At 61.6% G+C, this 26686-nt stretch carries 24 protein-coding genes; 6 read left to right on the top strand and 18 right to left on the bottom strand.

Going from position 1 to position 26686, the window contains the following annotated elements; translation table 11 throughout:
• Nucleotides 1-13 precede the first annotated feature (13 nt).
• The 5 genes from OGV19_RS25755 to hutC all read right to left on the bottom strand — a co-directional run bounded on the left by OGV19_RS25755 (nucleotide 14) and on the right by hutC (nucleotide 6294).
• Complete coding sequence (locus tag OGV19_RS25755; protein WP_264311238.1) at nucleotides 14-1417, bottom strand: L-histidine transporter HutT; 1404 nt, start codon at nucleotides 1415-1417, stop codon at nucleotides 14-16.
• 166 nt (nucleotides 1418-1583) lie between these two features.
• Nucleotides 1584-3116 (bottom strand): histidine ammonia-lyase, encoded by a 1533-nt coding sequence (gene hutH / locus OGV19_RS25750; protein ID WP_264311237.1) that lies wholly within the window; start codon nucleotides 3114-3116, stop codon nucleotides 1584-1586.
• Between the two features lie 69 nt (nucleotides 3117-3185).
• On the bottom strand, nucleotides 3186-4859 hold the full coding sequence (hutU, locus tag OGV19_RS25745; protein WP_264311236.1) for a urocanate hydratase: 1674 nt from the start codon (nucleotides 4857-4859) through the stop codon (nucleotides 3186-3188).
• 155 nt (nucleotides 4860-5014) lie between these two features.
• Nucleotides 5015-5587 (bottom strand): HutD/Ves family protein, encoded by a 573-nt coding sequence (locus OGV19_RS25740; RefSeq protein ID WP_264311235.1) that lies wholly within the window; start codon nucleotides 5585-5587, stop codon nucleotides 5015-5017.
• Entirely contained in the window at nucleotides 5584-6294 is a 711-nt protein-coding gene (gene hutC / locus OGV19_RS25735; protein ID WP_264314006.1) for a histidine utilization transcriptional repressor HutC, read from the bottom strand. The genes OGV19_RS25740 and hutC overlap by 4 nt, the downstream gene beginning before the upstream one ends.
• Before the next feature lie 143 nt (nucleotides 6295-6437).
• Between hutC and OGV19_RS25730 the strand changes: the two genes are divergently transcribed.
• Nucleotides 6438-7802 carry a formimidoylglutamate deiminase gene (locus OGV19_RS25730; protein WP_264311234.1) on the top strand — a complete coding sequence of 455 codons (1365 nt, stop codon included), beginning with the start codon at nucleotides 6438-6440 and terminating at the stop codon, nucleotides 7800-7802.
• A gap of 49 nt (nucleotides 7803-7851) precedes the next feature.
• On the opposite strand, the gene OGV19_RS25725 is transcribed toward OGV19_RS25730, so the two are convergent.
• From OGV19_RS25725 to OGV19_RS25705, 5 genes are all read right to left on the bottom strand, one after another.
• Nucleotides 7852-8424: a lipocalin family protein gene (locus OGV19_RS25725; protein ID WP_264311233.1), complete on the bottom strand. Its 573-nt coding sequence runs from the start codon at nucleotides 8422-8424 to the stop codon at nucleotides 7852-7854.
• A complete protein-coding gene (gene bamE / locus OGV19_RS25720; RefSeq protein WP_008094623.1) occupies nucleotides 8421-8675 on the bottom strand; it encodes an outer membrane protein assembly factor BamE domain-containing protein in 255 nt (84 codons plus the stop codon). The genes OGV19_RS25725 and bamE overlap by 4 nt, the downstream gene beginning before the upstream one ends.
• 198 nt (nucleotides 8676-8873) lie before the next feature.
• Complete coding sequence (locus OGV19_RS25715; protein WP_264311232.1) at nucleotides 8874-9470, bottom strand: DUF924 family protein; 597 nt, start codon at nucleotides 9468-9470, stop codon at nucleotides 8874-8876.
• Nucleotides 9471-9473: 3 nt separating this feature from the next.
• On the bottom strand, nucleotides 9474-10484 hold the full coding sequence (locus OGV19_RS25710; RefSeq protein WP_264311231.1) for a class 1 fructose-bisphosphatase: 1011 nt from the start codon (nucleotides 10482-10484) through the stop codon (nucleotides 9474-9476).
• A 169-nt stretch (nucleotides 10485-10653) separates the two neighbouring features.
• Nucleotides 10654-13104 (bottom strand): glycogen/starch/alpha-glucan phosphorylase, encoded by a 2451-nt coding sequence (locus OGV19_RS25705; RefSeq protein WP_264311230.1) that lies wholly within the window; start codon nucleotides 13102-13104, stop codon nucleotides 10654-10656.
• A 185-nt stretch (nucleotides 13105-13289) separates the two neighbouring features.
• Between OGV19_RS25705 and OGV19_RS25700 the strand changes: the two genes are divergently transcribed.
• Nucleotides 13290-13694 carry a YkgJ family cysteine cluster protein gene (locus tag OGV19_RS25700; RefSeq protein WP_264311229.1) on the top strand — a complete coding sequence of 135 codons (405 nt, stop codon included), beginning with the start codon at nucleotides 13290-13292 and terminating at the stop codon, nucleotides 13692-13694.
• A gap of 173 nt (nucleotides 13695-13867) precedes the next feature.
• On the opposite strand, the gene OGV19_RS25695 is transcribed toward OGV19_RS25700, so the two are convergent.
• The 3 genes from OGV19_RS25695 to thiI form a co-directional block, all read right to left on the bottom strand.
• Nucleotides 13868-14176: a YjaZ family protein gene (locus OGV19_RS25695; protein ID WP_264311228.1), complete on the bottom strand. Its 309-nt coding sequence runs from the start codon at nucleotides 14174-14176 to the stop codon at nucleotides 13868-13870.
• A gap of 457 nt (nucleotides 14177-14633) precedes the next feature.
• Nucleotides 14634-16457 (bottom strand): translational GTPase TypA, encoded by a 1824-nt coding sequence (typA, locus tag OGV19_RS25690; protein WP_264311227.1) that lies wholly within the window; start codon nucleotides 16455-16457, stop codon nucleotides 14634-14636.
• Nucleotides 16458-16585: 128 nt separating this feature from the next.
• Entirely contained in the window at nucleotides 16586-18040 is a 1455-nt protein-coding gene (thiI, locus tag OGV19_RS25685) for a tRNA uracil 4-sulfurtransferase ThiI (protein WP_264311226.1), read from the bottom strand.
• Between the two features lie 490 nt (nucleotides 18041-18530).
• On the opposite strand from thiI, the gene glnA reads away from it, so the two are divergent.
• The 3 genes from glnA to ntrC all read left to right on the top strand — a co-directional run bounded on the left by glnA (nucleotide 18531) and on the right by ntrC (nucleotide 22799).
• Complete coding sequence (glnA, locus tag OGV19_RS25680; protein WP_264311225.1) at nucleotides 18531-19937, top strand: type I glutamate--ammonia ligase; 1407 nt, start codon at nucleotides 18531-18533, stop codon at nucleotides 19935-19937.
• Between the two features lie 343 nt (nucleotides 19938-20280).
• Nucleotides 20281-21366, top strand: coding sequence for a nitrogen regulation protein NR(II) (gene glnL / locus OGV19_RS25675; RefSeq protein WP_264311224.1), 1086 nt, complete (start codon nucleotides 20281-20283; stop codon nucleotides 21364-21366).
• Nucleotides 21363-22799: a nitrogen regulation protein NR(I) gene (ntrC, locus tag OGV19_RS25670; protein ID WP_264311223.1), complete on the top strand. Its 1437-nt coding sequence runs from the start codon at nucleotides 21363-21365 to the stop codon at nucleotides 22797-22799. The genes glnL and ntrC overlap by 4 nt, the downstream gene beginning before the upstream one ends.
• Before the next feature lie 296 nt (nucleotides 22800-23095).
• Here ntrC and OGV19_RS25665 read toward each other — a convergent pair whose 3' ends face one another.
• On the bottom strand, nucleotides 23096-23533 hold the full coding sequence (locus tag OGV19_RS25665; RefSeq protein WP_264311222.1) for a hypothetical protein: 438 nt from the start codon (nucleotides 23531-23533) through the stop codon (nucleotides 23096-23098).
• Here OGV19_RS25665 and trmL point away from each other — a divergent pair.
• Entirely contained in the window at nucleotides 23532-23993 is a 462-nt protein-coding gene (trmL, locus tag OGV19_RS25660; protein WP_012274606.1) for a tRNA (uridine(34)/cytosine(34)/5-carboxymethylaminomethyluridine(34)-2'-O)-methyltransferase TrmL, read from the top strand. The two genes, OGV19_RS25665 and trmL, sit on opposite strands and share 2 nt — an antisense overlap.
• Nucleotides 23994-24164: 171 nt before the next feature.
• Here trmL and OGV19_RS25655 read toward each other — a convergent pair whose 3' ends face one another.
• The 4 genes from OGV19_RS25655 to OGV19_RS25640 form a co-directional block, all read right to left on the bottom strand.
• Nucleotides 24165-25100, bottom strand: a complete 936-nt coding sequence (locus OGV19_RS25655; protein ID WP_264309399.1) for an IS110 family transposase — start codon at nucleotides 25098-25100, stop codon at nucleotides 24165-24167.
• A gap of 291 nt (nucleotides 25101-25391) precedes the next feature.
• The gene (gene secB, locus OGV19_RS25650) at nucleotides 25392-25877 is read right to left on the bottom strand and encodes a protein-export chaperone SecB (protein ID WP_264311221.1); all 486 of its coding nucleotides are present in this window, start codon (nucleotides 25875-25877) and stop codon (nucleotides 25392-25394) included.
• Between the two features lie 39 nt (nucleotides 25878-25916).
• Nucleotides 25917-26171, bottom strand: coding sequence for a glutaredoxin 3 (gene grxC, locus OGV19_RS25645; protein ID WP_264311220.1), 255 nt, complete (start codon nucleotides 26169-26171; stop codon nucleotides 25917-25919).
• 1 nt (nucleotide 26172) lies between these two features.
• Nucleotides 26173-26586: a rhodanese-like domain-containing protein gene (locus OGV19_RS25640; protein WP_264311219.1), complete on the bottom strand. Its 414-nt coding sequence runs from the start codon at nucleotides 26584-26586 to the stop codon at nucleotides 26173-26175.
• Nucleotides 26587-26686 lie beyond the last annotated feature (100 nt).

The following is a 26686-nucleotide window of genomic DNA, read 5'->3' as shown; positions in this document are numbered from 1 at the left end:
GCAATCTCCTGTACTAGCGATGCAGCTCGGCCTGTGCCTGCGCCGCCTTGCCCTGACCTGCCCGCGGCTTGCACCACAGCAGGTAGGACGCGACCAGGAACACAACCCAGACCACACCGACCAGCAAGGCGGCCTGGGTGTCAGGGAAGTAACCGAGCACGCCAAAGATGAACACCATGAACGCGATGGCCATGGCCGGGCCATAGGGCCAGAACGGTACCGGGAACTGCAGCTGGGCGGCTTCTTCGCGGCTCATGCTGCGGCGCATGGCAACCTGGGTGACCAGAATCATCAGCCATACCCACACGGTGGCGAAGGTGGCGATCGAGGCGATCAGCAGGAACACGTTTTCCGGGATCAGGTAATTGAGCAGCACGCCGATCAGCAACGCCGCGCCCATGACCACCACGGTCATCCATGGCACGCCGTGCCGGGACAGCTTGCTGAAACCGCGCGGGGCGTGGCCTTGCTGAGCCAGGCCATACATCATGCGGCCTGCGCCGAAGATGTCGCTGTTGATGGCCGAAATCGCAGCGGAAATCACCACCACGTTGAGCACTGCCGCCGCCGAGCCGATCCCCAGGTTGCTGAATATCTGTACGAACGGGCTGCCCTCGCTGCCGATTTGCGGCCACGGATACAGGCACATCAGCACGAACAGGGTCAGCACGTAGAACAGCAGGATACGCAGCGGCACCGCGTTGATCGCTTTAGGGATGACGCGCTGCGGGTCCTTGGCCTCACCGGCGGTCACACCGATGATTTCGATACCGCCAAAGGCGAACATGACCACCGCGAAGGAGGCGATCAGGCCGCTGACACCGTTAGGCATGAAGCCGCCGTGCTCGACCAGGTTGCTCAACCCGACAGCATGCCCGGTACCCACCTGGCTGAAGCCGAAGGCCATGATGCCGAGGCCGGCGAGGATCATCGCGACGATGGCGCCAACTTTGAGCAGTGACAGCCAGAACTCCATTTCGCCGAACACTTTGACGTTGCACAGGTTCAGGCCGCCGATCAGGAAGACGATGCCCAGCACCCAGATCCAGCGGGCCACTTCGGGGAACCAGAAGCCCATGTAGATCCCGAAGGCGGTCACGTCGGCGATGGCGACGATGACCATTTCGAAGGCGTAGGTCCAGCCGAGGATGAAGCCGGCCATGGGGCCGAGGTAGGTCGTGGCGTAGTGGCCGAACGAGCCGGCGACCGGGTTGTGCACGGCCATCTCGCCGAGGGCGCGCATGACCATGAACACGGCGGCGCCGCCAATCAGGTAGGCCAACAGCACGGCCGGGCCGGCCATCTGGATGGCCGAGGCGGAACCGTAGAAAAGCCCGGTACCGATAGCGGAGCCGAGCGCCATGAAACGGATGTGCCGGGCCGATAGCCCGCGCTTGAGACCTTGAGCTTGTTGCATGTCACGTCCTAATTTTGTTTTTGTGGTCGTGAGATCGAGGGGGCTGCTGTGCAGCCCACTCGCGGGGCAAGCCCGCGCCCACAGGAACGACACAGGTCTGAAATCTGTGGGGCTGCTGTGGGAGCGGGCTCGTCCCGCGAATGGGCCGCAAAGCGGCCCCAAGGCATTACAGGCTAGGCAGAACCCCAGCCGGCAGCAGCCCGGTCAGGCTACCCTTGGCCAGTAGCTCGACGGCCTTCTCGATATCCGGCGCAAAGAACCGGTCGCGGTCATAGTGCGGCACTTCGCTGCGCAGCGCCTGACGCGCCTGCTCCAGCTTGGCCGAGGTCTTCAGCCCTTTGCGCAGGTCCAGGCCCTGGCAGGCACCCAGCCATTCGATGGCCAGCACGCCACGGGTGTTCTCGGCCATTTCCCACAAGCGCTTGCCGGCGGCCGGGGCCATCGACACGTGGTCTTCCTGGTTGGCCGAGGTGGGCAGGCTGTCGACGCTGTGGGGGTGCGACAGGGCCTTGTTCTCGCTGGCCAGCGCGGCAGCGGTCACCTGGGCGATCATGAAGCCGGAGTTGACCCCACCGTTTTCCACCAGGAACGGCGGCAGTTGGGACATGTGCTTGTCCATCATCAACGAAATGCGGCGCTCGCTCAGCGAGCCGATTTCGGCGATGGCCAAGGCCAGGTTGTCAGCAGCCATGGCCACAGGTTCGGCGTGGAAGTTGCCCCCCGAGATCACATCGCCTTCGGCAGCGAACACCAGCGGGTTGTCCGACACGGCGTTGGCTTCGATGCCCAGCACTTCGGCGGCCTGGCGCAGTTGGGTCAGGCAGGCGCCCATGACCTGCGGCTGGCAGCGCAGCGAGTACGGGTCCTGGACCTTGTCGCAGTTTTTGTGCGATTGCGAGACTTCGCTGGTTTCACCCAGCAGGTCGCGGAAGCACGCGGCGGTGTCGATCTGGCCACGCTGGCCACGCACGGCATGCACCCGTGCATCGAACGGCGAACGCGAGCCCAGCGCCGCTTCCACGGTCAGGCCACCGCAAGCAATGGCGGCGGCGTACAGGTCTTCGGCGTAGAACAGACCGCGCAAGGCGTAGGCCGAAGACGCCTGGGTGCCGTTGAGCAGCGCCAGGCCCTCTTTGGCGGCCAGGGTCAGCGGCTCTAGGCCAGCAATGGCCAGGGCTTCGGTGGCCGACAGCCACTGGCCCTTGTAACGCGCCTTGCCTTCGCCGAGCAGTACCAGCGACATGTGCGCCAGCGGTGCCAGGTCGCCGGAAGCGCCGACCGAGCCTTTGAGCGGAATGTGTGGGTAGACTTCGGCGTTGACCAGGGCGATCAGCGCGTCGATCACCTTGCGGCGGATGCCGGAGAAACCACGGCTGAGGCTGTTGATCTTGAGCACCATGATCAAGCGCACCAGGTCGTCGTCCAGCGGCGCACCGATACCGGCGGCGTGGGACAGCACCAGCGAGCGCTGCAGGTTTTCAAGGTCGTGGCTGGCAATGCGGGTCGAGGCCAGCAGGCCGAAACCGGTGTTGATGCCGTAGGCGGTACGGTCTTCGGCAAGAATCTGTTCGACGCAGGCAACGCTGTCGTTGATCGGCTGGTCGGCGCTGGCATCCAGGCGCAGGCGCACGGGTGCAGCGTGGATCGCGCGCAGCTGGGCCAGGGTCAGGGTGCCAGGCTTGAGGGTCAGTTCAGTCACTTCGCTACTCCATTCTGTCGGGGCCCGCGGGCCCCTTCTTGTTGTTCAGTATCTCTCAAAGTGCAGCGATCAGCCCGTGATCATTGGCAGGTCGAGGCCTTGCTCTTTGGCGCAATCGACGGCGATGTCGTAACCGGCGTCGGCGTGGCGCATGACGCCAGTGCCTGGGTCGTTGGTCAGCACGCGGGCGATGCGCTCGGCGGCTTCATCGGTACCGTCGCAGACGATGACCATGCCCGAGTGCTGCGAGAAGCCCATGCCGACGCCGCCGCCGTGGTGCAGCGAAACCCAGGTGGCGCCGCTGGCGGTGTTGAGCAGGGCGTTGAGCAGCGGCCAGTCGGAGACGGCGTCGGAGCCGTCACGCATGGCTTCGGTTTCGCGGTTGGGGCTCGATACCGAACCGGAGTCCAGGTGGTCGCGGCCGATCACGATCGGCGCCGACAGCTCGCCGCTACGGACCATTTCGTTGAACGCCAGGCCCAGCTTGGCGCGAAGGCCCAGGCCAACCCAGCAGATACGCGCCGGCAGGCCCTGGAAGCTGATGCGCTCGCGGGCCATGTCCAGCCAGCGGTGCAGGTGGGCGTCGTCGGGGATCAGCTCTTTGACCTTGGCGTCGGTCTTGTAGATGTCATCGGCTTCGCCAGACAGCGCAGCCCAGCGGAACGGGCCTACGCCACGGCAGAACAGCGGGCGAATGTAGGCCGGTACGAAGCCTGGGAAGTCGAAGGCGTTGGCCACGCCCTCTTCCTTGGCCATCTGGCGAATGTTATTGCCGTAGTCGAAGGTCGGGATGCCCTGCTTCTGGAAGTCGAGCATGGCCTGCACGTGCACGGCCATGGACTGCTTGGCGGCCTTGACCACTGCAGCCGGCTCGGTCTGCGCGCGGTCGCGGTACTGCTCCCAGGTCCAGCCGGCTGGCAGGTAGCCGTTGAGCGGGTCGTGGGCGCTGGTCTGGTCGGTGACCATGTCCGGGCGCACGCCACGCTTGACCAGCTCCGGCAGGATTTCAGCGGCGTTGCCGTGCAGGGCGATGGAGATAGCCTTGCCTTCGGCGGTGTACTTGGCAATGCGCACCAGCGCATCGTCGAGGTCGGTGGCCTGCTCGTCGACGTAGCGGGTTTCGAGGCGGAAATCGATGCGGCTCTGCTGGCATTCGATGTTCAGCGAGCAGGCGCCGGCCAGGGTTGCGGCCAGTGGCTGAGCGCCGCCCATGCCGCCGAGGCCTGCGGTCAGTACCCACTTGCCTTTGAGGCTGCCACCGTAGTGCTGGCGGCCGGCCTCGACGAAGGTTTCATAGGTGCCCTGGACGATGCCCTGGCTGCCGATGTAGATCCAGCTGCCGGCGGTCATCTGGCCGTACATGGCCAGGCCCTTGGCATCCAGTTCGTTGAAGTGTTCCCAGTTGGCCCAGTGCGGCACCAGGTTGGAGTTGGCGATCAGTACGCGGGGGGCGTTGCTGTGGGTCTTGAACACGCCGACCGGCTTGCCCGACTGCACCAGCAGGGTTTCGTCGTCTTCCAGGCGGGTCAGGGTTTCGACGATCTTGTCGTAGCAGGCCCAGTTGCGGGCGGCACGGCCGATACCACCGTAGACCACCAGCTCTTTCGGGTTTTCCGCGACCTGCGGATCGAGGTTGTTCATCAGCATGCGCAGCGGCGCTTCGGTCAGCCAGCTTTTGGCGGTCAGCTTGTTGCCACGTGGGGCACGGATTTCAACGTCACGGTATTTGTTGTTGTCGGTCACGGGAAGGGTCCTCTGCGGTCGTCCGCGGGCAGGTGTGTCGTGGCCAATATACAAACACACCTTTACTTGTATGTACAAGCATGGACAACCAAAATATTTTCCTTCCTCAAATGCAAAGGGGCCGCTATGCGGCCCCCTGTTTCACAACAATGAGATTAGTGCGCAGTCAGCTCGATCAGGCAGAACCGCCCCTGAATATCCAACCCCAACAGCGCCTCGTTACCTTCCAGCCGCAGGCAGTCATACAACCCCAATCGCTGAGTCTCACGCCCCGCCATAGCCACCTCGACCTGGCTGCTGGCCGCGAAAATCAACACCGTCGACGCCGAACTGAACAGCCGGCTGGTGCCATCGAACCACTGCAACCGTGCCCGATAGCGCTGCGGCGAATAGATCAGGTTGAAATCACGAATCGCCCCGCCCAGCAGGTTGCAACTGACCTGGCTCTCGCCGGCAAACGCGAAAGCATCGAACGGCAACAGCGGCCGACTGGCCTGGCCATCGACCAGCAGGCGCATGCCATCGCCCTGCAGCACCGTGATGATCCGCTGGTAGCCGGCGAACAACGAGAAACCGCCTGATTCTTCGATGTCGGCAATCGACAGACGCCAGCCGAACCCCTCCAGCCCCTCGCCACTGTCACGGGTGATTTCCTCGGTGAAGCCGCCACCGTTCTTCCACGGCATGCGCGGGTAGTCCTGCGCACGCAACAACTTCAACTGGCTCATTTGCTGAAACGTCCTTCCAGGCGATGACGGGAACCGGGGTGGATCAACCGCGCGGCAGTCACCGGCTGGCGACCGGACCAGGTGCGGCGGCGAATCAGCAGGCAGGGCTCGCCCCGCTCGATTTGCAGCAGCTGGCACTCGTGCGGCTCGGCCAGAATCGCCTCGACCACGTGTTCACCCTCGGTCAATGGCGCAACCTGGGACAAGTAGGCGTAAGGCGTCTGCCGGGTGAAGTCCTGCTTGAGGTAATCGGGTGCGATCGCCGCGTTGACATAGCGGTCCTCGATTTGCACCGGGATGCCATTTTCGTAATGCACGATCAGCGAATGGAACACCCGCTGCCCTTCGCGCATGTCCAGCGCCAGCGCACGCTCGGAGCCGGCCGCTTCCTCGGCGAGGGTGACTACCTGGCAGCTATGCTGGTGGCCACGGCCGGCGATCTCGTCGGCGATGTTGTTGACTTCGAACAGCGCCGAGCGGCTCTTGGGTTCGGCGACGAACGTGCCGACCCCTTGCATGCGCACCAGCAAACCTTCGGCGGTGAGCTCACGCAGGGCGCGGTTGATGGTCATGCGGCTGAAGCCCAGCTGGCTGACCAGTTCGCTCTCCGAGGGCACCCGGTGATGGGGCGGCCAGCTGCCGTTGTCGATGTGCTGGATGATCATCTGTTTGACCCGCGCGTACAGCGGCGCCGGGCCCTCGCCCATCTGGGCAACCAGCGCGGAGACAGGAGGTGTCGGCACGGCGTTGGATCCTTGTGCGATTGAATGAGCGGTAGCTTGCCGCAGTTTACCCGGCAGGCAAACGCCTGTATATGTATATACAAGTTAACAATAACAGGATTTCACCGATGTCCGCCTACTTCGCCGAACGCGCCCTGCTGCCCAATGGCTGGGCCTGCAATGTCCGAATCGAGGTCGCCAGCGACGGCAACGTGACCCGCATCGAGCCCGATGCTTCGGCCGAAGGCGCCGAGCGGTTGGCCGGGCCGCTGCTGCCCGGCATGCCCAACCTGCACTCGCATGCCTTCCAGCGCGCAATGGCGGGGCTGGCGGAAGTGGCGGGCAACCCCAACGACAGTTTCTGGACCTGGCGTGACCTGATGTATCGCCTGGTGGGCCAGATCACACCCGAGCAACTGCAGGTCATCGCCCGCCAGCTGTACATCGAGATGCTCAAGGCCGGCTATACCTCGGTCGCCGAATTCCACTATGTGCACCACGACCAGGCAGGCAAGGCCTACGCCGACCCCGCCGAGCTGTCCCGGCGCATCAGCGCGGCGGCCGCCAGCAGCGGCATTCGCCTGACCCTGCTGCCCGTGCTGTACAGCCATGCCGGGTTTGGCGGCCAGGCACCGAACGACGGGCAACGGCGGTTCATCAACTCCACCGAGCAGTACCTGCGCCTGCAGGAACAACTCGCGCCGCTGCTGGCCGCGCAGCCGGCACAGCAATTGGGCCTGTGCTTCCACTCGTTGCGCGCGGTCACCCCAGGGCAGATCGCCCGTGTGCTGGAGGCCGGCAACCCGCACAGCCCGATCCACATCCACATTGCCGAACAACAGAAGGAAGTTGACGACTGCCTGGCCTGGAGCGGCCGACGCCCGCTGCAGTGGCTGTACGAGCATGTCGCGGTGGACGCGCGCTGGTGCCTGGTACACGCCACCCACGCCGCCCCCGATGAAGTCACCTCCATGGCCCGCAGTGGCGCGGTGGCTGGGTTGTGCCTGACCACCGAGGCCAACCTGGGCGACGGCATTTTCCCGGCGGTGGATTACCTGGCTCAGGGTGGGCGCATGGGCATTGGCTCGGACAGCCATGTGTCGCTCAGCGTGGTGGAAGAGCTGCGTTGGCTGGAGTATGGCCAGCGGCTACGCGATCAGCGCCGCAACCGGCTGTACCGCGGCGACCAACCGATGGTCGGGCGCACGCTGTATGACGCGGCCTTGAGCGGCGGTGCCCAGGCGCTCGGGCAAGCCGTCGGCGAGCTGGCGGTGGGCAAGCGGGCCGACTGGCTGGTACTCGATGGGCAGGACCCGTACATCGCAATGGCAGACGGCGATGCCATTCTCAACCGCTGGTTGTTCGCTGGCGGGGACCGCCAGGTGCGCGATGTGATGGTCAACGGGCAGTGGGTCGTGCGCCAAGGGCGGCATGCGCAGGAAGCGGAAAGCGCGCGGGCGTTCGTCGAAGTACTGCGCCAATTGCTGAGTTGAGGGTAGGAGCAGCCTTGTGCTGCTCCTTACACCGACAGCGTGAACGCCATCAATGAGACTTGACGATCTGCTGGTCAGACGTGCGCCAGATCAGCCGATTGGTGTCGTAGCCCTGCTGCCGCGCCTTGGACAGCAAGTTCTCGCGCTGCCAGGCCGGCAGGCTGGGTGTGCGTGACAGGATCCACAGGTACTTGCGGTCCGGGCTGCCGACGATCGCGGTGTGATAGCGCTCGTCCACGTACAGAATCCAGTATTCGCCCTTGGCCACGCCCGGCACCAGTCGGGTGAACCAGTTGTCGAACTCGACCCATAGCTTGTCGGTATGCCCCGGCTCTTGGATGCCGGCATGCCCTTCTGCGCGCAACCATTCGTCACCGATCGTGCGGCAGCGATTGAGCACGCCGAGCGTACCGTCTGGTTTGAGGTTGTAGTGCGCCTCGGATTGCTCGCAGCCTTGCTGGTAACGCATCGGCAGGCGCGCCAACTCGTACCATTTGCCCTGGTAGCGCTTGAGGTCGACATTGCCGGCGGTTTTCGGCGTCAGCGGATCATGGGCGGAGCTGGCGCAGCCGCCCAGCAACATGACCAGGCATAACCCCAACAGCAGGTGCAGACGCCTCATTTGAGGCCCTGCCCTGAATACATCAGCACCTTGTCAGCCGCGTATTGCACGCTGATAAAGCTCTTTTCATCCCCCCAGGTACAGCTGCTCATGCCCAGCGCGCCGGAGCACTCGGCAGGCGTGCCGAGCAGTTGCTCGACCTCAGCCTTGTTCATGCCGGCCTTGAGCTTGGAATAGTTTTCCTGGTTGATCTTGCTGCACGCGGTCAGAACGACGCACAAGGACAACAGGGCGAGGGAACGCAACGACATGAAGGACACTCCTGGACAGGGGATACAGGCGAGTGGCCTGCAGTGACCTTCGACGGGAAAATCCCTCCCTGGTTCCCTGCCCTACCCCCTTTCCACCTACACCATTGGTCGGGTGGCCAAAGGCGGCAAAAAAAAAACCGCCCCTGCTGCAGGGGCGGTTTTTTGTCATGACAGGATTGCGTGGAAAACCTGTGAATCTCAGAACCTGGACCCAGGCTCCAGCAAAAAGTCCATCTCTTCACTGGTGCTCGGCCGCTCCAGCATCAGATTGCGGTGCGGGAAGCGCCCGAACCGGGCAATCACCCGCTGATGTTGCTCGGCATAGTCGAGGAACCCCTCGAACAAGCGCCGATGGGCCTCGGGCTGCTCGTCCAGCAGATCCTGGTAACGCTCGACGCACAGGTTCTGCCAGTCCAGCACCTCGGCATGCTCCAGCACCAGCAGCACGAACACCCGCTGGATCGGCAGCAACTGGTAATCCCAGTCCTTCTGCAGCCCCTGCATGGCCACCACCTGGGCACGCCGGTCACCCTCGAAGGCGCGCGGCGTGTCGCGGTAGATCATGCGCGGCAGCTGGTCCAGCAAAAGCAGCAGGCCGAGCCAGCCTTGCGGGCTCTGTTGCCAGTCCTCGAGCCCGCCCGCCAGGGCATGCTCGACCAGGTCGCCAAACAGCGCCTGGGCCTCGGCATCGTGATGCTTGCCGAACCACAGCGCGCTCTTGTCGTCGGCCACAGCCTGGGGGCTTGTGCCCCAACCGAACCACCACTCCAGCAACGGCTGCCAAGGTGCGAGCATGACTTACTCCTTGTGATAGGCGGTGACGCGCTCGACCTCTTCCTTCGAGCCCAGGATGACCGACACGCGCTCGTGCAGGCTCTGTGGCTTGATGTCGAGGATGCGATCGTAACCGTTGGTGGAGGCGCCGCCAGCCTGTTCGATGATGAACGACATCGGGTTGGCTTCGTACATCAGGCGCAGCTTGCCCGGTTTGCTCGGGTCGCGAGCGTCGCGCGGGTACATGAACAGGCCGCCACGGGTCAGGATGCGGTGCACGTCGGCCACCATCGAGGCGATCCAGCGCATGTTGTAGTTCTTTTTCAGCGGACCGGTTTCACCGGCCAGCAGCTCGTCGACGTAGCGCTGCACCGGGGCTTCCCAGTGGCGCTGGTTGGACATGTTGATGGCGAACTCGGCGGTGGTTGCCGGAACCTGGATGTTTTCGTGGGTCAGGACGAAGCTGCCCAGCTCACGGTCCAGGGTGAAGCCCTTGACGCCATTGCCCAGGGTCAGGATCAGCATGGTCTGCGGGCCGTAGATGGCATAACCGGCGGCGACCTGCTCGGTGCCTGGCTGCAGGAAGGCTTCTTCGTTGAGGCTTTCGTTCTGGCTCAGGTACTGGTTAGGGCAACGCAGCACCGAGAAGATGGTGCCGACCGAGACGTTGACGTCGATGTTCGACGAACCGTCCAGCGGGTCGAAGACCAGCAGGTACGCGCCTTTAGGGTACTTGCCCGGGATCTGGTAGGCGTTGTCCATTTCTTCGGACGCCATGCCTGCCAGGTGGCCGCCCCACTCGTTGGCCTCCAGCAGGATATCGTTGGAAATCACGTCCAGCTTCTTCTGGACTTCGCCCTGCACGTTTTCAGTGCCCATGCTGCCCAGCACACCACCGAGGGCGCCTTTGGACACGTGATGGCTGATTTCCTTGCACGCACGCGCCACCACTTCGATCAGGAAGCGCAGATCGGCAGGGGTATTGTTGCTGCGGGTCTGCTCAATCAGATAGCGACTCAGGGTAACGCGGGACATGTATGGCTCCGAACGGATTGGGGGAATGAAAAACCCCCGCAGTTTACAGGGAGAGTGGCGGGCTAGCGAGTAATGAGACTCGCCACGGGTCTCAGACGGCACAATAGGTCGGTAGTTCAGCCTTTGCCAGGCCGACTGTCGACTGGGGCCGCTGTGCGGCCCCGGCACATCAATCCAGTGCCTTCCAGATCTCGCCCGCATACTCCCGAATGGTCCGGTCCGACGAGAACCAGCCCATCCGCGCGGTGTTCAGCACCGCCATCCGCCACCATTCCTGCGGCGAGTGCCACAGCTCCTCGACGCGCCGCTGGGCATCCCAGTAGGCGTCGAAATCGGCGCACACCAGGAAGCGGTCATAAGCCACCAGCCCATCGATCAACCCGGCATAGCGCGAAGGATCATCGGGCGAGAACACCCCACTGCGAATCGACTGAAGCACGTCACTCAAACGGCTCGACTCGGCAATCGCCGCACTGGCGCCAAAGTCCCCGGCTCGCCGCCGCGCCTCGACCTGCTGCGCCGTCAGGCCAAAGATGAACATGTTGTCGGCTCCGACGTGTTCGCACATCTCCACGTTGGCGCCGTCCAGCGTGCCGATGGTCAGTGCACCGTTGAGGCCGAACTTCATGTTGCTGGTGCCCGAAGCCTCGTAACCGGCCGTGGAGATCTGCTCGGACAGGTCCGCCGCCGGGATGATGCTTTCCGCCAGGCTGACGTTGTAGTTGGGCAGGAACACCACCTTGAGCAGGCCGCGCACGGTCGGGTCGTTGTTCACCACACGGGCGATGTCGTTGGCCAGCTTGATGATCAGCTTGGCCTGGTGGTAACTGGCAGCGGCCTTGCCGGCGAAGATCTTCACCCGCGGTACCCAGTTGGTGCCTGGGTCGTTGCGCATGGCCTGATACAGGGCCACGGTATGCAGCAGGTTGAGCAGTTGACGCTTGTATTCGTGAATGCGCTTGACCTGCACATCGAACAGCGCCTCGGGGTTCACGGTAACGCCGATACGGTCCTGGATGATGCTGGCCAGGGCGCGCTTGCTGTGCAGGCGCTGGGCGGCGAACTGCTTGCGGAAACTGCTCTTGTCGGCAAATGGCACGAGGTTGGCCAGCAGCCCTTCAGGGTCATCCTTGAGCTCCGGCCCAAGCGCCTCGACCAGCATTTCGGTCAACTGCGGATTGGACTGGAACAGCCACCGCCGGAAGGTGATGCCGTTGGTCTTGTTGTTGATGCGCTGCGGGTAGAGCTTGTGCAGCTCGGCGAACACCGTGCTTTTCATCAACTGGCTGTGCAGCGCCGACACACCGTTGACGCTGTGCGAGCCCAGAAACGCCAGGTTGCCCATGCGCACCCGACGGCCATTGTCTTCTTCGATCAGCGACACCGCCCGCAGTACGTCGAAGTCGTGCAGCCCTTTCGCACGCAGGGCGTCGATATGGTGGGCGTTGATCAGGTAGATGATCTGCATGTGCCGCGGCAGCATGCGCTCCATCAGCGCCACGGGCCAGGTCTCCAGCGCCTCCGGCAACAAGGTGTGGTTGGTGTAGGCCAGGGTGCCGACGGTCAGCTCCCACGCGGTGTCCCACGGGACTTCATGCTGGTCGACCAGCAACCGCATCAATTCTGCGACGGCGATCGAGGGGTGGGTATCGTTGAGCTGGATGGCGGCGGCATCAGGCAGATTGAGCAGGTTGTCATGCATGTTCAGGTGGCGGCGCAGCAAATCTTGCAGCGAGGCCGACACAAAGAAGTACTCCTGGCGCAGACGCAGCTCTTGCCCGGCCTCGGTGCTGTCGGCCGGGTACAGCACGCGCGAGATACTCTCGGCGCGCGCCACCTCAGCGACCGCACCGAGGTGGTCGCCGGCATTGAAGCGCTCCAGGTGCAGCTCTTCAAGGGCCCGGGCACGCCACAGGCGCAAGGTGTTGACGCTGGCGCCACGCCAGCCGACCACCGGCGTGTCATAGGCCACCGCCCGTACCGTCTCGCCGGGCCACCAGACCTGCCGCTGCTGGCCATGGGTGTCCTGCACTGTTTCGACGCTGCCACCAAAACTGATCGGGTAGATCACCTCGGCCCGCTCGAACTCCCAGGGGTTGCCAAAATCCAGCCAGTTCTCGGTCTGTTCCTGTTGCCAGCCATCGACCACCGCCTGGCGAAACAGGCCGTGTTCATAGCGAATGCCGTAGCCGTGGGCGGCAATACCGAGGGTTGACATGCTTTCCATGAAGCACGCTGCCAGCCGCCCCAGGCCGCCGTTGCCCAGCGCCGCATCCGGCTCCAGCAGGCGAATACGTTCCAGGTCGACATCCAGCCCATCGAGAGCCTCGCGGGCGATGTCCAGCAAGCCGAGGTTGCTCAGGCTGTCGTACAGCAACCGCCCGATGAGAAATTCCAGGGAAAGGTAATACACCCGCTTCTGACTGCGCCGGTAGGCCTGACGGGTGTGGTCCATCCAGTGATCAACCATGTGATCACGCGCCGCCAGGGCAATGGCTTCGAACCAGTCATGGTCGAAGGCATGCTCGGGGTCCTTGCCGACCGCGTAGGTCAGCTTATCCAGCACAGCGGCGCGAAAATCGGCCACCTCGGCGTCACGTGCTTTGGGTTCCTGGGACATGCTGCATCCTCGGGCAAGTTGACGAATACGGAGGGAGAGTGATGAGACTAGACCCTTCGACAGGGACTGACCGTTCCTGTTCGCAGTTTTCATGCCTGAAGAAGGAATCAGGCAAAAGGTTGTTCACAAATTGAACAACTCCGGTATGATCGCGCGCCCCAAGACCGTGATTCACCCCCATAACGATGAAAACGACCCTGATCGCCGCCGCCGAAGTCGACCGCCTGGAGACTTGGCAGCGTTATGCCAGCCACATGTGCGGTGGCTGCCACTCGACCTGTTGCACACTGCCGGTGGAGGTGAAGATCAAGGATCTGATCCGCATCGGCGTGGTAGATGAGTTCGAAAAAGACGAACCGCCCAAAAACGTCGCCAAACGCCTGCAGAAGGAAGGCATCATCGAGCGCTTCAACCAGAAGTCGGGGATCTTCACCCTGACCCGGATGAGCAACGATGACTGCATGTACCTGGATCGTAAGAGCCGGCTGTGCACCATTTATGACAAACGCCCGGACACCTGCCGCAATCACCCCAAGGTCGGGCCGCGGCCGGGGTATTGTGCTTACAAGCCGAAAGCAACCGTCCGTTGACGATCTATCGAAGACCCAATAGACTTTTAACCGTCTCGATGTACACGGAGCTTCCTTCGGGAAGTGTCTAGACGCCGCCACCTGGTTCCGGCCGTGCCGGTTGATGGGTTAAGTCCCTAAGGGCATCCGCGATACGACCCCCTTAATTGGGGGTTTCGTATTTCTGTAGCCAGCTAACGCTGCACTGGCCGTCGAATCGGCTCATTTCTCAGTTTCTTCAGTATCAACAGCCAGCCCTTTATCTTTTCATGCCGTTTCAGGCGAAGCGGACGATGAGAAGGATGATCAACGTCTCGCACGTAGGCACTTTCAACATACACCTTCAGGCTTCGGGCTGACTCACGACGCAGGCTGAAATAGACCTCATAGCGGCTCCCTTCTGGATATCCAAATTGATGCCCTTCCATGGTCAGCCAGTTGCTATGCCCCGTGAACAGACATTGCCGATCCGCCAATGATGCCATGATGGTCGGCAGCTGCACGGACAGCCTGTATCGCCCAGCGCAAAACGCCCGGCAGATGCCTCTGTGATCTATCAGTAAGTGCTCGAAGCCTATAGCCTCGAAGTCTAGTTCAGCGCCTTGCTTTGGCCCGTAACTGACACAGTGGCTTGAGTACTCTATTGCCAGTGACACTTCCTGCGAGCCCAGGGAGGGGTGCTCTGGAATGACTATTTGATGCGAGCCAGAACGCAAGTGAAGCAAGCTCCAGGAAACTCCAGCAACATCAATCTGCCCACGCGCCAAATGCTCCTTCCACCCCCTGCCCTTCATCCTCGGCCCCCTGATTTTTTCAAACAGGCAGCGTACTGGCACTGGGGGCCATTGCCAAAAACTGCTTAGTTAGCAATTACTTCCGTCGCAACATGGGGCAATAAAGGGCCAAAAAAAACGCCCCCGACCTTTCGACCGGGGGCGTTTTCATTCAGCCAGAGCTAACTCAGCTGTTCTTGGCTTTCTTGGCAGCGCGGGTACGCTCGCTTTCGTCCAGGATCTTCTTGCGAAGACGGATGGACTTCGGCGTTACTTCGCACAGCTCGTCTTCCTGGATGTATTCCAGAGCCTGTTCCAGGGTGAAGCGAACAGGCGGAACCAGGGCGATGACTTCGTCTTTACCCGAAGCACGCATGTTGTCGAGCTTCTTGCCCTTGGTAGGGTTGACGCCCAGGTCGTTGTCGCGGCTGTTCTGGCCGACGATCTGACCGTTGTAGATCTCCTGACCGTGCTCGACAAACAGCTTGCCACGCGCCTGCAGGGTTTCCAGCGAGTAGGTCAGCGCCTTGCCGGTTTCGACCGAAACCAGTACGCCGTTCTGACGGCCGGACATGTGGCCCGACTTCACGGTGTCGTAGCGATCGAAGATCGAAGTCAGGATGCCTGCACCGTTGGTCAGGGTCAGGAACTGGTTACGGAACCCGATCAGACCACGCGCCGGGATGTTGTATTCAAGGCGTACACGGCCCTTGCCATCCGGAACCATGTTGGTCAGGTCGCCTTTACGCAGACCCATTTCTTCCATGACCTTGCCCTGGGATTCTTCAGGGATGTCGATGGTGACGTTTTCGAACGGTTCCTGCTTCACGCCGTCCACTTCACGGATGATCACTTCCGGACGGCCCAGGGCCAGTTCGAAGCCTTCGCGACGCATGGTTTCGATCAGTACCGAGAGGTGCAGCTCGCCACGGCCCGAGACCTTGAACTTGTCTGGGGAGTCGGTTTCCTCAACGCGCAGGGCAACGTTGTACAGCAGCTCTTTGTCCAGACGGTCCTTGATGTTACGGCTGGTGACGAACTTGCCTTCCTTGCCGCAGAACGGCGAGTCGTTGACCTGGAAGGTCATCGAAACGGTAGGCTCGTCAACGGTCAGCGGCTTCATCGCCTCAACGGCAGTCGGGTCGCACAGGGTGTCGGAGATGAACAGCTCGTCGAAACCGCTTATGCAGACGATATCGCCCGCTTGGGCTTCTTCGACGTCAACGCGGTGCAGACCGTGGTGGCCCATCAGCTTGAGGATACGGCCGTTACGCTTCTTGCCGTCGGCGTCGATGGCAACAACCGGGGTGTTCGGCTTGACGCGACCACGGGCAATACGGCCAACACCGATCACACCCAGGAAGCTGTTGTAGTCCAGTGCGGAGATCTGCATCTGGAACGGGCCGTCACGGTCTACAGCTGGCGCTGGAACGTGGTCGATGACAGCCTGGTACAGGGCAGTCATGTCTTCGCCCATTTCGGCGTGGTCCAGACCGGCAATGCCGTTCAGGGCCGAGGCGTAGACCACTTTGAAGTCCAGCTGCTCGTCGGTAGCACCGAGGTTGTCGAACAGGTCGAAGATCTGGTCCAGAACCCAGTCAGGACGCGCGCCCGGACGGTCAACCTTGTTGATCACAACGATTGGCTTCAGGCCAGCTTCGAAGGCCTTTTTGGTCACGAAGCGGGTTTGCGGCATCGGGCCGTCTTGGGCGTCGACCAGCAGCAGCACCGAGTCAACCATCGACATTACACGCTCAACCTCGCCACCGAAGTCGGCGTGGCCGGGGGTGTCGACGATGTTGATGTGGTAGCCGTTCCAGTTGATGGCGGTGTTTTTCGCCAGAATGGTAATACCGCGCTCTTTTTCCTGGTCGTTGGAGTCCATGACGCGCTCGTCGTTGAGCTCGTTACGCTCCAGAGTGCCGGACTGACGCAGGAGTTTGTCGACCAGGGTGGTTTTACCATGGTCAACGTGGGCGATGATGGCGATGTTACGCAGATTTTCGATCACAAGTGTATCTCGATCAGAGGATTCGGTTGCCGCCTAGTCTAGGCGACCAATATGTAAGGTATAAGGCTCAGCAGGCCCGGCGGTCGGGAGGGCGATGGCGGATGCTGCCGCCATACAGCCCTGGCGTCTTATGCCGGACGATAAACACGCACATTGGCATGTCCCTCACTGAGCAGGTGGTGTGCGTGCAGACGGCTCATCACACCCTTGTCGCAATACAGCAGGTACTGGCGGGTTTCATCCAGCTGCTTGAAGCGACTATTAATTGCATAAAACGGCATCACCTGAACTTCGACGCCCTCGATCACCAACGGTTCGTCTTCCTGGGCATCGGGGTGACGAATGTCGATGACGATCTGGCCAGGCAGCGCCTCGCGTACTTCTTCTACCTCGATGTCCTTACCCAGTTCGTCGATCACGTGGTCGATCGAAATGAACTTGGCGCGTTCGAGGGCGCGCTCCAGCACGGCCATGTCGAATTGCTTTTCTTCATGCTCCATGCGGTGACGCTTGGCGTGGGTGGTCGGGTTTACCGAGATCACGCCGCAGTATTCAGGCATGTGCTTGGCGAAGTCGGCGGTGCCGATTTCGGTGGCCTGGTCGATGATGTCCTGCTTGTGGCTGGCCAGCAGCGGGCGCAGGACCAGCTTGTCGGTCGCCGAGTCGATGATCGACAGGTTCGGCAGCGTCTGGCTGGAGACCTGGGAAATCGCCTCGCCGGTGACCAGCGCCTCGATCTGCAGGCGGTCGGCCATATGGGCAGCGCCGCGCAGCATCATGCGCTTGAGGGTCACGCCCATGTAGCTGTTGTCGACCTTGTTGAGGATCTCGCCGACCACTTCTTCGAACGGCACGCTGATGAACAGCACGCGCTGGCTGCTGCCGTATTTCTTCCACAGGTAGTGGGCGACTTCCATCACCCCCAGCTCGTGGGCACGGCCGCCGAGGTTGAAGAAGCAGAAGTGGGTCATCAGGCCACGGCGCATCATCTGGTAGGCCGCCACGGTGGAGTCGAAGCCACCGGACATCAGTACCAGGGTCTGCTCCAGGGCGCCCAGCGGGTAGCCGCCAATGCCCTGGTGCTGGTTATGGATCACGTACAGGCGCTGGTTGCGGATTTCGATGCGCACCAAGACTTCCGGCTTCTTCAGCTCGATGCCGGCGGCGCCGCACTGCTGGCGCAGCTGGCTGCCGACGTAGCGGTCGACGTCCATCGACGTGAAGTCGTGGTGGCCGCCGCGCTTGCAGCGCACCGCAAAGTGCTTGCCCGCCAGCAGATGCCCGAAGTGCTGTTTGCACTTCTCGACGATGTCATCGAAGTCGCCGAGCGGGTATTCCTCGACCTGCAGGAAGTGGGTGATACCCGGGGTGCAGGTGAGGCGCTCGATCATCTCGCGCTGGACCTTTTCGTCCTCGACGCGGGTGACCACTTCGAGATTGTCCCAGACACCATCGACCGCGAGCTCAGGATCGAGGTCCTTGAGCACGTTGCGGATGTTCTTGCCGAGCTGGCGGATGAAGCGCTTGCGCACTGGCCGGCTCTTGATGGTGATCTCTGGGAAGACTTTGACGATAAGTTTCATTGGTTTAACAGCGCGCGCAAGGCCTGCCGAAAATGAGGGGCGCGAATTATATCGGAAATTGCTCAGGATTTGACCAACTTTTGGTCAGAAGCTTTCAGATAAATGCATGAGGTGGGTTTTGTAGGGCCTGCTCCGGCCCTTTCGCGGTCAGGGCCGCCCCCATAAAGGCCCACAGATTGCGCAGGCGGTGCTAACCCTGTGGGAGCGGGCTTGCCCGCGAAGGCTCCCTCGAAGCTGGCACACCACCCACGCAACGCACCTTATTGGTGCATCAACAGAAAAAATCGCATCTAAAGGGTGCACTTTTCCCCGCCAACCCAGCACCAACTGCCCGCAAACGCCCCCTTTTATCCCGCCCTCGCCATTTTCGGGCACTGGCATGCAATTTGCTCCCTTGTGAGGCAGGTAAGCTTGGCCGACTATCCGCGCCCGGCAACACCCTTTTTCCAGGGCAGCGGCCCACCGCGCTCTAGACCCTCCGGAGGACAACATGTCGAAGTCGGTTCAACTCATCAAAGATCATGACGTCAAGTGGATTGATCTGCGTTTCACGGACACCAAAGGCATTCAGCACCACGTGACCATGCCGGCGCGTGATGCTCTGGACGAAGACTTCTTCGAAGTCGGCAAGATGTTCGACGGTTCCTCCATCGCTGGCTGGAAAGGCATCGAAGCCTCCGACATGATCCTGATGCCGGTCGATGACACCGCCGTGCTGGATCCGTTCACCGAAGAGCCGACCCTGATCATCACCTGCGACATCGTCGACCCGTCGAGCATGCAGGGCTACGACCGCGACCCACGCGGCATCGCCAAGCGCGCCGAAGAGTACCTGAAGAGCACCGGCATCGGTGACACCGTGTTCGCAGGCCCAGAGCCTGAGTTCTTCATCTTCGACGAAGTGAAGTTCCAGTCGGACATCTCCGGCTCGATGTTCAAGATCTTCTCCGAGCAAGGCTCGTGGATGACTGGCGCTGACGTGGAAGGCGGCAACAAAGGCCACCGTCCTGGCGTCAAAGGCGGCTACTTCCCGGTTCCGCCGTTCGACCACGACCACGAAATCCGTACTGCCATGTGCAACGCACTGGAAGAAATGGGCCAGATCGTTGAAGTTCACCACCACGAAGTGGCGACTGCCGGCCAGAACGAAATCGGCGTCAAGTTCAACACCCTGGTGAAGAAAGCTGACGAAGTACAGGCCCTGAAATACGTCGTGCACAACGTTGCCGACGCTTACGGCCGTACCGCTACCTTCATGCCGAAGCCACTGTACGGCGACAACGGCTCGGGCATGCACGTGCACATGTCGATCTGGAAAGACGGCAAGAACACCTTCTCGGGTGAAGGCTATGCCGGCCTGTCCGACACCGCCCTGTACTTCATCGGCGGCATCATCAAGCACGGTAAGGCCCTGAACGGCTTCACCAACCCGTCGACCAACTCGTACAAGCGTCTGGTCCCAGGCTTCGAAGCCCCGGTAATGCTGGCCTACTCGGCTCGCAACCGTTCCGCCTCGATCCGTATTCCTTACGTCGGCAGCCCGAAAGCCCGCCGTATCGAAGCACGCTTCCCGGACCCATCGGCCAACCCATACCTGGCCTTCGCGGCCCTGCTGATGGCTGGCCTGGACGGCATCCAGAACAAGATCCACCCAGGCGATGCTGCCGACAAGAACCTGTACGACCTGCCGCCTGAAGAGGCCAAAGACATCCCGCAAGTCTGCGGCAGCCTGAAAGAAGCCCTGGAAGAGCTGGATAAAGGCCGTGCGTTCCTGACCAAGGGCGGCGTGTTCTCCGACGACTTCATCGATGCCTTCATCGAGCTGAAGAGCGAAGAAGAGATCAAGGTCCGTACCTTCGTGCACCCGCTGGAATACGAGCTGTACTACAGCTGCTGATCTGATCGGCGCCTGGCGCCGATAACGTGATCAAGACGGCCTCCTTCGGGAGGCCGTTTTTGTTTCTGCCCACGCGGAACCCTCGCCACTCCCGCTATGCTCTATCTTGGTGCATAACTTCGCGCCGTGCCCCTAATTGCTCCCCAATCTGGGTCAAGTGAAACGTTTCATCCAGAGTTTCTGATCCGAAACTGCGCAGATACAGGCCTTTATCGGCAAATCTCGCTTCTTTTCGGAGCTTTGGTTTGTTTCTTGCATTTTGCTTGCATCAGCGGATCCACAGCGCGCCCGGCTCTGGCCACCTCAGTGCCAGGCAAGCGCCAAAAGAGGTCAACGACGCCTTATGACCATCAGCGATGCACAGCACCGTCTGCTTCTGGACAACCTGACCACTGCCACACTCCTGCTCAATGCCGAACTGCGCCTGGAGTACATGAACCCGGCTGCAGAAATGCTGCTGGCCATTAGTGGCCAGCGCAGCCATGGGCAGTTCATCAGCGAGCTGTTCACTGAATCGACCGAAGCGCTCAGCTCGCTGCGCCAAGCGGTCGAGCAGGCGCACCCGTTCACCAAGCGCGAGGCGCAACTGACCTCGCTGACCGGGCAGACCATCACCGTCGATTACGCGGTCACGCCGATTCTGCACCAGGGGCAAACCCTGCTGCTGCTTGAGGTCCACCCCCGCGACCGACTGCTGCGCATCACCAAGGAAGAAGCCCAGCTGAGCAAGCAGGAAACCACCAAGATGCTGGTGCGTGGCCTCGCACACGAAATCAAGAACCCGCTTGGCGGCATCCGCGGCGCGGCGCAGCTGCTGGCCCGCGAGCTACCTGAGGACGGCCTGCGCGACTACACCAACGTGATCATCGAAGAGGCCGACCGCCTGCGCAATCTGGTCGACCGCATGCTGGGTTCGAACAAACTGCCCTCGCTGGCCATGACCAATATTCACGAAGTGCTGGAGCGGGTCTGCAGCCTGGTGGAGGCCGAAAGCCAGGGCTGCATCACATTGGTGCGCGACTACGACCCGAGCCTGCCGGATGTCCTGATCGACCGCGAACAGATGATCCAGGCGGTGCTCAACATCGTGCGCAACGCCATGCAGGCGATCAGCTCGCAGAACGAGTTGCGCCTGGGCCGCATTACCCTGCGCAGCCGCGCCCTGCGCCAGTTCACCATCGGCCATGTACGGCATCGCCTGGTGGCACGGGTCGAGATCATCGACAACGGCCCGGGCATCCCGCCTGAACTGCAAGACACCCTTTTCTATCCCATGGTCAGTGGGCGCCCGGACGGTACCGGGCTGGGCCTGGCCATCACCCAGAACATCATCAGCCAGCACCAGGGCCTGATCGAGTGCGAAAGCCATGCAGGCCATACCGCCTTCTCGATCTACCTGCCTCTGGAACAAGGAGCCACCGCCTCATGAGCCGAAGTGAAACCGTATGGATCGTCGACGATGATCGTTCCATCCGCTGGGTCCTGGAAAAAGCCCTGCAACAAGAAGGCATGACCACCCAGAGCTTCGACAGCGCCGATGGCGTCATGGGCCGCCTGGCCCGCCAGCAACCGGATGTGATTATCTCCGACATCCGCATGCCAGGTACCAGTGGCCTCGACCTGCTGGCGCAGATCCGCGAACAGCACCCGCGCCTGCCGGTCATCATCATGACCGCGCACTCCGACCTCGACAGCGCCGTGGCGTCCTACCAGGGCGGTGCCTTCGAGTACCTGCCCAAGCCGTTCGACGTGGACGAGGCGGTGTCGCTGGTCAAACGCGCCAATCAGCATGCCCAGGAGCAGCAAGGCCTCGATGTGCCACAGGCACTGGCCCGCACGCCTGAGATCATCGGCGAAGCCCCGGCGATGCAGGAGGTGTTCCGCGCCATCGGTCGCCTGAGCCACTCCAACATCACGGTACTGATCAACGGTGAGTCCGGCACCGGCAAGGAGCTGGTGGCGCATGCGCTGCACCGTCACAGCCCGCGGGCGACGTCACCGTTCATTGCCCTGAACATGGCAGCCATCCCCAAGGACCTGATGGAGTCCGAGCTGTTCGGCCACGAGAAAGGCGCCTTTACCGGCGCGGCCAACCTGCGCCGGGGGCGCTTCGAGCAGGCCGATGGCGGCACGCTGTTTCTCGACGAGATCGGCGACATGCCCGCCGACACCCAGACCCGCCTGCTGCGGGTACTGGCCGATGGCGAATTCTACCGCGTGGGCGGCCACGTGCCGGTCAAGGTCGATGTGCGCATCATTGCCGCCACCCACCAGAACCTGGAGTCGCTGGTGCAGGCTGGCAAGTTTCGTGAGGACTTGTTCCACCGCCTCAACGTGATCCGCATCCATATTCCGCGCCTGGCCGACCGCCGCGAAGACATCCCCGCCCTCGCCCGCCACTTCCTCGCCCGCGCCGCGCAGGAACTGGCGGTGGAGCCAAAACTGCTGAAGCCGGAAACTGAAGAATTCATCCGCAACCTGCCATGGCCTGGCAACGTGCGGCAGATGGAAAACACCTGCCGCTGGATCACCGTGATGGCTTCCAGCCGTGAAGTGCTGATCGGTGACTTGCCACCCGAGCTGCTGAACCTGCCGCAGGACGCCGCCCCCGTGACCAACTGGGAACAGGCCCTGCGCCAGTGGGCGGACCAGGCGCTGGCCCGTGGCCAATCGAACCTGCTCGACAGCGCGGTGCCGAGTTTTGAACGGATCATGATCGAGACCGCGCTCAAGCACACGGCCGGGCGGCGTCGGGATGCGGCGTTGCTGCTGGGTTGGGGGCGCAACACCTTGACGCGCAAGATCAAGGAGCTGGGGATGAATGTCGCTGGCGGGGATGAAGACGACAGCGAAGACCATTGAGTCATACGCAGGTCATTGAATACGGGGCCGCTTTGCGGCCCCAACCATTTCAGCTGCGATGCACCGATCCTGTGCCCTCTGCACCGCGCGAAGGCACAAAAACCCTCAAAACCTGGCTAAAAAGCCCTGAAAGCCAATGTTTTCGGGTTTTGCAAAACTGGCACGCCCCCTGCAATAAGTCCTGTATCTCCAGTTTCGGGGTCCTCGGTACAGGCAGGCCGGGAAAACCCCTCTTTTATTTGCAGTAGCGCAAGTTTTGGGGACCCTGGTACAGGCAGGCCGGGACATCCCCTCTTTTATTCGTGCAGCCTCACCTGCACCCGCCAACGCCCAGCGTCCTCTGCACCGGCCCATTCGCCGTGCAGAGGGCGCGCGGCCACCACCGTCAGCAGCAACCCTTCCTCGCTTTTTTGTACCCGCCAGCCCACCGGCCTACCCTGCAAGCTCAATTGCCCACGCTGGGCCTTACCCTGGGCCTCAAACAGCAGGGCGACCGTCCCCTCGACGTTCTCGCCATGCAACTTGGGTTCTTCGTTGAACCACAGGTCGAGCCCGCCCTGTACCACCTCGACCTGCTCCAGCACCCGCTCATCGGGGGTGGTCAGGCGGCCGATCATCAAGCCCACCATCAGGCCGACAATGGCCAACGAAAGCATTACCCGTGGGAAGGCCTTCGAACGCAGGTCCGGTTCAGGGGTAGAATGCTCGTCATCTTCACGCCTGGAGCCGTGCATGTTTCACGTCATCCTTTTTCAACCAGAAATTCCGCCGAATACCGGCAACATCATTCGCCTCTGCGCCAACAGCGGTTGCCACCTGCACCTGATCGAGCCCATCAGCTTCGAACTGGATGACAAGCGCCTGCGCAGGGCGGGGCTGGACTACCATGAGTATGCCACGCTCAAGCGCCACGAGAGCCTGGCCGGATGCCTGGAAAGCCTGGGTAACCCACGGCTGTTCGCGTTCACCACCAAGGGCTCGCACCCCTTCCATGAAGTGGCTTACCAGCCGGGCGATGCCTTCCTGTTCGGGCCAGAGAGCCGCGGATTGCCAGCCGAGGTGCTGGACAGCCTGCCGGCCGAGCAGCGCTTGCGCCTGCCGATGCGGCCGGGATGCCGCAGCCTGAACCTGTCCAACACCGTGGCGGTGACGGTGTATGAGGCGTGGCGGCAGAATGGGTTTGCCGGAAGTTGATCTAACGCCTTTTGCCGGCCTCTTCGCGGGCAAGCCCGCTCCCACAATGGTTTGGCGTACACATTTTCAATGTGGGAGCAACTGTCTTCTTGTGGAAGCTGGCCTTGCCGGCGATGGGGCGCGTAGCGCCCCAGGCCCGGCTGTGCCGGGCATCGCCAGCAAGGCTTGCTCCTACGAATGAGCTATTTGCTCCTTCCAGGGCGTTCCGGTCTTGAGCATCGCATTTAGCCTCACTATCAATACTCGCATACACGCCACCACCGATACTTTCGCGCACTTCCCCTGGGCTCGCAGTGCTTTGTAGCGCTCGCAGAAGTCCTTGTTGTGCCGTATCACCACCCAGCAGGCCATATAGAGCGCCCGCCTGACTTGTGAGCGTCCCCCCCAGATTGAACGCTTGCCCGACTGCTTGCCGCTGTCCTGATTGAACGGCGCAACACCGACCAAGGCGGCAATTTCCTTCTTATCCACCTGGCCCAGCTCTGGCAGCAAGGCCATCAGCTTTCCGGCAGTAATCAGACCAATTCCTTTGACTTGAGTGAGCTGTTTAACCCGATCATCAGGCAAAGCTGCTGCCTGCTGTGCGATCTCTTGTTCCAGCGCTCGAATTTCACCCTTCAGATAGGCGATGTGTTGTTCCAACCGCAAACAAACACTGGGAGCCCGCGCCTGCTTCAGGCGCCGCTTGTCATCGTCGCGCTGTTGGACGAAGCGATCCCGCTGCATAAGCAGTTCGCGCAGCAAGGCCCGCTCGGGTGTCATCACCTGGCAAGGCCGTGGGGGCATAACTTCAGCCAGGTGAGCCAAAACAGCTGCGTCAATGGGATCGGTCTTGGCGCGTTTACCCATCGACTTGGCAAAGTCCCGGGCACGACTGGGATTGATCCGGCAAACCGGAAAATCGGCATCCTGCAGCGCTTTGAGGACATTGCACTCGTAGCCACCGGTAGCTTCGAGCAAGACCATTGAAACTGCATACCCGCCAAGCTTTTCGACGAGCAGTTGGAATCCCTTCAAGTCATTGGAAACACTGAAGTTCACCCCCTCAGGGCGGATGTGAACAGCAAGTGTGGCACTGGAAACATCGATGCCGACAGAGGAAGACATGGCCAAACCCTCTTAAACTCAAGGAGTGAGAGCGCTTTGGCTTGGCCCACGCTTGTGATTCGAGATTACGCCCCTCATCCAACTGTTCGGGCTCTCGCCAAAGTGGAACGGTGAATGGCAGCTTTTGCTCCCACACGTGCTCTGGGCACCTCGGGCTATCAGCTTGCCATTCACCGCTCTCACTTCAGATTCTATTCCCTCTCCAAGACACAAGCGGGCTTGCCCCGCGAAAAGGCCAGAACAGGTAATAAAAAAGCGCCCCGAGAGGCGCTTTTCTGAAACCGGCAGCTATTACTGCACAGTCGGCGTTTCGCCCGCTTCCTGCATACGCTGCAGCTCTTGCGCGTACAGGGCGTCGAAGTTGACCGGCGACAGCATCAGTGCCGGGAACGAACCACGGGTCACCAGGCTGTCCAGGGTCTCACGGGCGTACGGGAACAGGATGTTCGGGCAGAAGGCGCCGAGGGTGTGGCTCATCGAGGAAGCGTCGAGGTTGGCAATCAGGAAGATGCCGGCCTGCTGCACTTCTGCGATGAAGGCCACTTCGTCACCGTTCTTAACGGTAACCGACAGAGTCAGCACCACTTCATGGAAGTCGCCTTCCAGGGCTTTCTGCTTGGTGTTCAGGTCCAGAGCAACGCTCGGCTCCCACTGCTGGCGGAAGATCTGCGGGCTTTTCGGGGCCTCGAACGACAGGTCACGCACATAGATGCGCTGCAGGGAGAACTGAGGGCTGGTGTCTTCGGCAGCTGCGCCGTTGGTCTGTTGGTCGGTCATGGCAGATCCTTATCCTAATGTTTTTGAATGCAGTGCAAATCAGGCCGCCAGCAGCGCGTCGAGCTTGCCCGCGCGCTCCAGGGCATAGAGGTCATCGCATCCACCGACATGGGTACTGCCGATCCAGATCTGCGGCACCGACGTACGGCCGGCCTTCTGGCTCATTTCGGCGCGAACCTGCGGTTTGCCATCGACCTTGATTTCCTCGAAGGCAATGCCCTTGCTCTCGAGCAGGTACTTGGCGCGCATGCAGTAGGGGCAGTAGTCGCTGGAATAAACGATGACGGGATTCATATCACTTCACCAGGGGCAGGTTATCGGCTTTCCAGCTGGAAACGCCACCGCTCAGCTTGGCGGCGTTGTAACCAGCTTTTAGCAGTTCGCGGCACAGGGTGCCGGACTGCTGGCCCATTGCATCGACGATGATCAGGGTCTTTTCTTTGTGTTTTTCCAGCTCGGCCATGCGGCTGATCAGCTTGTCCTGCGGGATGTTCACCGCACCGACGATGTGGCCTGCGGCATATTCCTTGGAGGTGCGGATGTCGATGACCAAGGCCTTGTCGGCGTTGACCAGGGCGGTCAACTGGCCATTGCTCAAGCTCTGGCCGCCACGGCGGACTTCATTGATGAGCAGCAGGATTAGCAGAACAACGAAGATCGCAACCAGGATGTAGTGATCTGTCGCGAATTGAATCAGGTGAGCAACCATCAGCGGTGTTCCAGGCGATTGAAAATGCCGGCCAGTATACACAGCCCCCCATGACCACCAAAGCCCGACCGGCCGGCCGGGAAAGCACCTTTACCCTGGC

It is taken from the genome of Pseudomonas putida, from assembly GCF_025905425.1.
Classification (GTDB): Bacteria; Pseudomonadota; Gammaproteobacteria; order Pseudomonadales; family Pseudomonadaceae; genus Aquipseudomonas; species Aquipseudomonas putida_AF.
This window is presented reverse-complemented; position numbering and strand designations above follow the sequence as displayed.

Coding starts and splice junctions, on each gene's coding strand:
- OGV19_RS25755 (WP_264311238.1), bottom strand. CDS start 1,417: ATGCAACAAGCTCAAGGTCTCAAGCGCGGGCTATCGGCCCGGCACATC.
- OGV19_RS25740 (WP_264311235.1), bottom strand. CDS start 5,587: ATGAGCCAGTTGAAGTTGTTGCGTGCGCAGGACTACCCGCGCATGCCG.
- hutC (WP_264314006.1), bottom strand. CDS start 6,294: ATGGGCGAGGGCCCGGCGCCGCTGTACGCGCGGGTCAAACAGATGATC.
- OGV19_RS25730 (WP_264311234.1), top strand. CDS start 6,438: ATGTCCGCCTACTTCGCCGAACGCGCCCTGCTGCCCAATGGCTGGGCC.
- OGV19_RS25725 (WP_264311233.1), bottom strand. CDS start 8,424: ATGAGGCGTCTGCACCTGCTGTTGGGGTTATGCCTGGTCATGTTGCTG.
- bamE (WP_008094623.1), bottom strand. CDS start 8,675: ATGTCGTTGCGTTCCCTCGCCCTGTTGTCCTTGTGCGTCGTTCTGACC.
- OGV19_RS25715 (WP_264311232.1), bottom strand. CDS start 9,470: ATGCTCGCACCTTGGCAGCCGTTGCTGGAGTGGTGGTTCGGTTGGGGC.
- OGV19_RS25710 (WP_264311231.1), bottom strand. CDS start 10,484: ATGTCCCGCGTTACCCTGAGTCGCTATCTGATTGAGCAGACCCGCAGC.
- OGV19_RS25705 (WP_264311230.1), bottom strand. CDS start 13,104: ATGTCCCAGGAACCCAAAGCACGTGACGCCGAGGTGGCCGATTTTCGC.
- OGV19_RS25700 (WP_264311229.1), top strand. CDS start 13,290: ATGAAAACGACCCTGATCGCCGCCGCCGAAGTCGACCGCCTGGAGACT.
- thiI (WP_264311226.1), bottom strand. CDS start 18,040: ATGAAACTTATCGTCAAAGTCTTCCCAGAGATCACCATCAAGAGCCGG.
- glnA (WP_264311225.1), top strand. CDS start 18,531: ATGTCGAAGTCGGTTCAACTCATCAAAGATCATGACGTCAAGTGGATT.
- glnL (WP_264311224.1), top strand. CDS start 20,281: ATGACCATCAGCGATGCACAGCACCGTCTGCTTCTGGACAACCTGACC.
- ntrC (WP_264311223.1), top strand. CDS start 21,363: ATGAGCCGAAGTGAAACCGTATGGATCGTCGACGATGATCGTTCCATC.
- trmL (WP_012274606.1), top strand. CDS start 23,532: ATGTTTCACGTCATCCTTTTTCAACCAGAAATTCCGCCGAATACCGGC.
- OGV19_RS25665 (WP_264311222.1), bottom strand. CDS start 23,533: ATGCACGGCTCCAGGCGTGAAGATGACGAGCATTCTACCCCTGAACCG.
- OGV19_RS25655 (WP_264309399.1), bottom strand. CDS start 25,100: ATGTCTTCCTCTGTCGGCATCGATGTTTCCAGTGCCACACTTGCTGTT.
- secB (WP_264311221.1), bottom strand. CDS start 25,877: ATGACCGACCAACAGACCAACGGCGCAGCTGCCGAAGACACCAGCCCT.
- grxC (WP_264311220.1), bottom strand. CDS start 26,171: ATGAATCCCGTCATCGTTTATTCCAGCGACTACTGCCCCTACTGCATG.
- OGV19_RS25640 (WP_264311219.1), bottom strand. CDS start 26,586: ATGGTTGCTCACCTGATTCAATTCGCGACAGATCACTACATCCTGGTT.